Raw genomic sequence first — 5,858 nt, forward strand, 5'->3', positions numbered from 1 at the left:
GGCGGGCAGAGGCTCCGGGCGGACGCCGACCGCGCGCCGCTCCTTCGGGCCGTTCACGGCGCGGTCGAAATCGGGGCCCGGGAAGATCGAGGCGGTATGGCCGTCAGCCCCCATGCCGAGGCAGACGAGATCGAGCGGCCAATGCAGCTGCGCCAGACGCGCGTCCGCGAGGCGGCCCGCCTCCCGATAGTCGCCGAGCGCCGCCTCATCGACCAGCGGGACGACCTGCGCGCCTTTTGAGGTGAAGAGGCGGTCCAGCTTTCCGAAATTGCTGAGCGCGTCGCCCGGCGGCACCAGCCGGTCGTCCGTCGGGATCAAGGTCACCTTCGACCAGTCGAGCCCCTCATTCTTCAGCAGCGCCTTGTAGACGACGTCCGGAGTGCGGCCGCCCGGGACGGCGAGGCGGGCGCCGGCATGGCCCTCGGTCGCGCTTTCGATGATGAAGCCGATGTCGCCCGCAACCTGCTCTGCCATCTCGGCGGCGGTGTCGAACTCCCACCATTCAACTTCGTCCATGATCACTCCTCGGCTGAAGCGCCCGCCATAACGGCAAGCGGAGCCGGGTCAAACCGGGGCTTGCCCGAGCGCCTCGTCGAGGAAGAGCAAGGCCGCGGCCCAGCTCTGCCGATCGGCCGAGGGATCATAGTCCATGCGCGGATCGCCCATTCCCGCGACGTTGCGGTTGGTGAAGCTGTGGAGCGCCTTTCCGTAGACGATGAGCTGCCAGTCGGCGGCGGCGGCCGCCATCTCCTCCTGGAACGCCATGACGTCAGGCAGCGGCACGAGCGGGTCCATCGCCCCGGTGCAGGCGAGGATCCTCGCCCTCACCTCCCCTGCTTCGGCCGGGAGCGGCGTCGTCAGCAGACCGTGAAAGCTGATCGCCGCCGCAACCGGGGCGCCGCCCCGGGCAAGCTCCAGCGCCGCCGTCCCGCCGAAGCAATAGCCGATCGCCGCCGTCCGCGCAGGATCCACTCCTTCCAGCGACAGGAGATGATCGAAGCCCGCGCGGATCCGGGCCCTGAACCGATCCGGCTCCTCGCGCAGCTTCTTCATCTCGCGGACCGCGCCCTCGGCTCCATAGGTGCGGCCGCCGCCGTAAAGGTCCGCTGCGAAGGCGAGATAGCCAAGGTCCGCAAGCATGCGCGTGCGGCGCCGGACGTTGTTTCCGAGGCCGTTCGCCTCGTGGAAGACCACGACCGCCCGGCCGTTCGGGCGTTCCGGCCGCTCCGCCAGCCCGACGAGTTCCACCTCGCCGTGCCGGTACGCTACATCCTCTCCCACGCGACTCCTCCGTCAGGAACCCGGCCGTCAGGCGCGGGTTTCGATGTTCAGCACCTATCGGAGCGCGACCATGCCAGCAAAGTCCAAGGCCCAGCAGAAAGCGGCCGGCGCCGCCCTCTCCGCCAAGCGCGGCGATACGCCGAAGAGCAAGCTTAAGGGCGCATCCAAGTCGATGGCGGACTCGATGTCCGAAAAGCAGCTTGAGGAGCTCGCCTCGACGAAGCGGAAGGGCAAGCCGGAGCACGCCGGGGACTGATCCGCTCAATCGGGCGGCGGAATGGTGGTCGGCGCCGCCGGGGCGCCGTGGCTTTCCTCGTCTCCAGCCGCACCGCTTTCGCTGGCAGGGCTGGTATGGCCGGACACGTCTTCCTCCTGAACGATCGTCGCGCCTCCGCGCCATTCACCGCGCTTCTCGGCTTCCGCCCTGAGCGGCCGTTCATCCTGCTGCCTGTCGTCGGCCATGCTCCGTCTCCCGATGCTGACGCAGCAGAAACGGCGGATCCGCGCGTGCCGTTCCCCGCAGTCGGAATTCCCGGCGTGCTATTTCCGGTCTTTGGTGATGTGGATCGGGCGGTCGGCATCCCTCCGGTCCCGCCGCGCGGTCCGGCGGATGACGTAGCGGACGACGAACGGAGCCACCACGATCGCGATGATGAGCGCATAAGCGATGAGCTGGCGGGTCTCCATCCCACCGCATTTCCACGGTATTTGTGCGCCGCACAAGCATATTCGACCAGAGCCGTGCGTTGCAACCCGGCGGCCCGGCCGGTGACCCTCAGAGCCGCTCATACATGACGGCACGTGGGATCACTCCGGCTAATCTGATAGGTGACGGCAGAAGTGTCTACACCGGTACGTCAAGTTGCTCCGGTGAGCAGAATAGAAGATTGAGAAGGATGCGTCGAAGAGGACATTGCCAAACATGCTAAAGTCGATGGCGATTGTCCTGCTCGGCGCCGCCTTTTTGGGGAGTTGTAACGCGGCCAAAACCGCAGCTCCGGCCTTCGAGGTGCTTCGGGAGGGGGCGGAGAAGACTTATTCCGCAAGGTCGTGCCGGTACGACCGCGTCATCGCTTCGGCACAGGGCCGCGTCGCACTTTTTCGCGATCCCTATCCCCTCCTTCTAGGTCCTCGCCGCACCAGCGCTCTCGGTGCGGACGCAGCTTTCATCCTTGAGCCGAACGGTGGGTCTACCCGGATCCTGAGCAAGGCGCTGGAGCTTGACGTTCTCGGCTTCGACGCGGACGGGCAGCTGAACGTTCTGCTCAATGGAGACACTCGCGTCGCGGTGGGTGCGAGCAATCACAGCGCGGAGACGTTGCCGCAGCGCAGGGACCGCAATCACCGCTTCCAACCCAGCCGCCAGGGCCCACTTGGGATCCCACATGAATTCGAAGCGGACGACGCGGACGAGTTTGTCCGCGGACTGACCTTTCAAGGATGGGAACGACCGGTCGGGCTCCAGGTGGTTGAGCGCGGCGGGCGATTGCTTCTCCGCCTCGAGGGGGCGGAGCTCGGGGCCGTGGAGCCGTTAGGCCTCAACCACCTTCGTTCATTCCGCCAGGCCGACGGCCGTATTCGGATCAGCTATGCTGGCGAGGAGTCAGCGAAGGGCAATGGCCTTCTGGCATCGGCCCTGACGGATTCTTCAACCGGCGAGCGGGTCGGCCTGTTCGGGCCCCGGCAGTTGCACCTCGCGCGGGAGATCGGTCCTCAAATTTCCGTAGAGAGCTCGATTTCGCCAACCGATCTGCTGATCGACGCGACCGTTGTGGGGAAGCAATTGCATTTGCTGGTGGAGGATTGGGGCGGAGGCCGCCGCCTGGAGACGATCGACATCCGGACCCGGCGGCAGATCTCCCGGGCTCTTTGCGGAAAGTCGGAGCATGAAGCAGCTCCCCCGGGCGCCGCAATCGTCAATATCGCGGTCGACTATGGTGGTGGAGAAGCAACGATGCCGGGGCTGCTCGCCCGCTGGTCCCGGCAGCCGACAGACTGTCTGGTCGTCTACTATCATGGGGGCCCCGATCTATCGATCAAAGATGCGGGATTCGGTCACTACAAGCAGCTGGCGGCCAAAACAGGATGCGATACGGTCGCGCTGCCTTACTCCGGCAGCTCTGGTGCGGGGCCTCAGCTGAACCATCGTTTGAAGCTTGGTGGCTTTGCGGCGTTGGATGAGGACGCCGGAGCCATAAAAACCTGGATCGACGCCCATCCACAGTACGATCGGATCGCAATCGTCGGGGTTAGCTTCGGGGCGGCACCAGCTCTTGCGTTGAAGAAGTCTCTCGGGCCACGCGCCGACGCATATCTCATTGGTCCTGTGGTGTCGCTGAAGCTGATCCGCGACCTGCAGGCGCCAATCTCGAGTTTCTTCGAGAACCGCAGCAAGGATCATTATTCTGCCTTTGCTGCTATGATCTATGGATCGGCAGCGCAGCAGGACGATTTTGACCGCGCATTGGCCCAGGCTTATGACTCTCTGGGCGGCGGCGATCACGTTTTCGCAGGCGTTCATGATGCCAAATCGCCGCCTGATCGATTGAAGGGACTGGCGGGGCAGGCGAAGGTCCACCTGAAGCCCGGCAACCATGACCTGATTACCGGGTTCGCGCCGATCTACGGAGATATCTCCGGTTTCATCGCGGCGCGAGCGCGCACCGCGGCGCCATGATCGGAATGGTCCGGCTCCCGCGGAAAGCCGAGTGAACGCTTCGTGCCGTCGGAGCGAGTCCACTCGCCCCTACGCCGGAATGATTGGCTCCAAGCTGCCAAGCATCGAAGGAAATGGCGCGCCCGGAAGGATTCGAACCTCCGGCCCCCAGATTCGTAGTCTGGTGCTCTATCCAGCTGAGCTACGGGCGCGGGAGAGGGGGACATAAGGCGAAGGTCCGGGGCACGCAACCCCGTTGCTCCGAAAAGCTGCGGGCCATAGGAAGGGCCGCATGTTCACGCCCCGCGCGCTTCCTTTGCTCCTCGCAAGCACCCTCATCTCCGCTTGCGCCGCGGCGGGAGACACGCCGTCGCTGGCGCCGCGGCCGATCGAATACGCGCTTTCCGGACGGCCGCTCCCACCCTGCCTCGAAGCGCCGGCGGCAGCGCCCGCACCGGCGGCGCCGGCAACGGCCGCCGAGGATCCCCGCCTCGCCGCCGATCTTGAGCGGCTGCTCGGCTCCGCGCGCCAGGGGCAGAGCGAATTCGCGGCCGCGCTTCCGGCGGCGCAGCGGAGCGTCTCGCGCGCCGGCGCTTCCGGATCTGAGACCTGGATCGCGGCGCAGATCGACCTTTCGCGGCTGGAGGCGGCGCGCGGACGCACCGCCGATGCGCTTGCCGAGATCGAGGCGCTCCTGCTCGCCCGCTCGAACGATCCGGCAACGAGCGGGCAGGACCTGCAGCGTCTCACTGCGGCAGCCGAAGAGGCCCGGGCGCTGGCCGAGGCTCAGGCGGAGGAAGCCGGCAGGATCTCGGCCGCGCTTAGCGGTTCTTCAGCGCTTCGGAATGCGCCCTCGCAAGCGCCACATAATGGGCAACGCCTGCTTGCTGCCCGGCAAGCTCCTCAGCCGTCAGGTCGCGCACATATTTCGCAGGCCGGCCCGCCCACAGCTGCCCGGACGGGATCCGCTTGCCGGGGGTGAGCATCGCGCCCGCGGCAAGCATGGCATCGCTTTCGATCTCGCATCCGTCCATCACGATCGCACCAAGGCCGACGAACGCGCGGTCGTGAAGAACGCAGCCGTGAACCATCGCGAGATGGCCGATCAGCACGTCCTCGCCGATGATCGTCGGATGCCCCTCCTCGTCTCCCGATTTCGGCGAATCGACGTGGATGACGCTTCCGTCCTGGATGTTGGTGCGTGCGCCGACGCGGATTCGGTTCACATCGCCGCGGACCACGCAATTGTACCAGATGCTGGCGTCCGGCCCGATCTCGACGTCGCCGATCAGCTGCGCGCCGGGAGCCACGAAGGCGCTCTGGTGAACGAGCGGAGTCCTACCGCCGAAGGTCAGCATCGCGCCCCTCCCATTCCTGGCGGGTGATCACGTAGACGATGGTGGGATTCATGCTGTCCGGCCAGGCGAGGTCGACATATTCGAGCTCCGGCCGGAGCGTCATTCCGAGCCGCTTCATGAGGCCCCAGCTCATCTCGTTGCCCACGACGGTCAGCGCCACCACGCGCGGCGCCGCGAGCTTATCAAAAGCGTGATCCAGGGAAGCGATCGCAGCCTCCTTGGCATAGCCCTTTCCCCACGCATCTTCGCGAAAGCGCCAGCCGACCTCGATCTCGCCCGCGACGGTGCTGTTGACGCCGTCGGCGATCTTGAGGCCGCAAAAGCCTAGGAAGGCGCAATCCTCCTTCCGCTCCACCACCCAGAAGGTGAAGCCGCGCTCCTCCTGCCAGGCGACGAAGCGGCCGACCACCTCGTCCATGAACTCAGGCGTTCGAACGCCGCCCAGCCAGCGCATCACGTTCGGGCGGTTGCAATGCTCACGAAACTGTTCCCCATCGCCCTGGCGCCAGTTCCTGAGGCGGAGGCGCTCGGTCTCGATCATTGGTTGAGGCCCTCCAGAAGCG

The 5,858-nt window shown here is 66.0% G+C and carries 8 protein-coding genes and 1 tRNA gene; 2 read left to right on the plus strand and 7 right to left on the minus strand.

Annotated features, from left to right (window positions below; translation table 11 throughout):
* Together VF662_RS14515 and VF662_RS14520 are read right to left on the minus strand one after the other, a co-directional pair.
* Positions 1-516, minus strand: a 516-nt coding sequence (locus VF662_RS14515) for a 6-phosphogluconolactonase (protein WP_464142523.1), incomplete at its 3' end; no start/stop codon positions are given.
* Positions 517-564: 48 nt separating this feature from the next.
* Positions 565-1,281: a dienelactone hydrolase family protein gene (locus VF662_RS14520; protein WP_464142526.1), complete on the minus strand. Its 717-nt coding sequence runs from the start codon at positions 1,279-1,281 to the stop codon at positions 565-567.
* A gap of 70 nt (positions 1,282-1,351) precedes the next feature.
* Between VF662_RS14520 and VF662_RS14525 the strand changes: the two genes are divergently transcribed.
* Entirely contained in the window at positions 1,352-1,537 is a 186-nt protein-coding gene (locus tag VF662_RS14525) for a DUF3008 family protein (RefSeq protein WP_464142539.1), read from the plus strand.
* 5 nt (positions 1,538-1,542) lie between these two features.
* Here VF662_RS14525 and VF662_RS14530 read toward each other — a convergent pair whose 3' ends face one another.
* On the minus strand, positions 1,543-1,743 hold the full coding sequence (locus VF662_RS14530) for a hypothetical protein (protein ID WP_464142528.1): 201 nt from the start codon (positions 1,741-1,743) through the stop codon (positions 1,543-1,545).
* Positions 1,744-1,821: 78 nt separating this feature from the next.
* Positions 1,822-1,968 (minus strand): hypothetical protein, encoded by a 147-nt coding sequence (locus VF662_RS14535; protein WP_464142530.1) that lies wholly within the window; start codon positions 1,966-1,968, stop codon positions 1,822-1,824.
* Positions 1,969-2,215: 247 nt separating this feature from the next.
* On the opposite strand from VF662_RS14535, the gene VF662_RS14540 reads away from it, so the two are divergent.
* On the plus strand, positions 2,216-3,958 hold the full coding sequence (locus VF662_RS14540) for an alpha/beta hydrolase family protein (RefSeq protein ID WP_464142532.1): 1,743 nt from the start codon (positions 2,216-2,218) through the stop codon (positions 3,956-3,958).
* Positions 3,959-4,072: 114 nt separating this feature from the next.
* Here VF662_RS14540 and VF662_RS14545 read toward each other — a convergent pair.
* The 3 genes from VF662_RS14545 to VF662_RS14555 form a co-directional block, all read right to left on the minus strand.
* Positions 4,073-4,149 (minus strand) — tRNA-Arg (locus VF662_RS14545).
* Between the two features lie 609 nt (positions 4,150-4,758).
* The gene (locus tag VF662_RS14550) at positions 4,759-5,295 is read right to left on the minus strand and encodes a gamma carbonic anhydrase family protein (protein ID WP_464142535.1); all 537 of its coding nucleotides are present in this window, start codon (positions 5,293-5,295) and stop codon (positions 4,759-4,761) included.
* Positions 5,276-5,858 (minus strand): GNAT family N-acetyltransferase (locus VF662_RS14555; RefSeq protein WP_464142537.1); only part of this gene is annotated, 583 nt, incomplete at its 5' end. The genes VF662_RS14555 and VF662_RS14550, both read right to left, overlap by 20 nt.

The organism is Allosphingosinicella sp., from assembly GCF_036387215.1.
In the GTDB taxonomy this organism is placed as follows: domain Bacteria; phylum Pseudomonadota; class Alphaproteobacteria; order Sphingomonadales; family Sphingomonadaceae; genus Allosphingosinicella.